The sequence below is a fragment of the Corallococcus exercitus genome (genome assembly GCF_003611585.1).
Classification (GTDB): Bacteria; Myxococcota; Myxococcia; order Myxococcales; family Myxococcaceae; genus Corallococcus; species Corallococcus exercitus.
The window spans coordinates 1-406 of the sequence record NZ_RAVW01000929.1 but is presented as its reverse complement, the minus strand read 5'-3'; the positions used below and the strand labels follow the sequence as shown (position 1 = coordinate 406).

Annotated in this window: 1 protein-coding gene; it reads left to right on the top strand. The window is 32.3% G+C overall.

Annotated features, from left to right (window positions below):
• A partial coding sequence (gene phoU / locus D7W79_RS46670; protein WP_120530816.1) for a phosphate signaling complex protein PhoU occupies positions 1-406 on the top strand: 406 nt, incomplete at both ends.

The following is a 406-nucleotide window of genomic DNA, read 5'->3' as shown; positions in this document are numbered from 1 at the left end:
TAATTAGACAACGATATCAGGAGCAACTTGATGATTTAATAAAAGAATTACGTCGGTTAGGTGCAAATGTCTATGTGAGTATTGAAAATGGTATAAAATCATTAAGTATTGACGATAGAGGCTTTGCACGACAAACAGTTAAAAACGATAAACATATCAATCAATTAAATTATAATATTAATGAGCGAGTTATCATGTTAATTACAAAGCAACAGCCCATTGCGAGTGATTTGCGTATGATGATTTCTTCATTAAAAATCGCCTCCGATTTAGAAAGAATAGGAGATAATGCATCGAGTATTGCCAATATTCGATTGCGTACGAAGATTACAGATGATTATGTGTTAACCCGTTTAAAGACAATGGGTAAATTAGCTATGTTAATGTTAAAGGACTTAGATCAAGC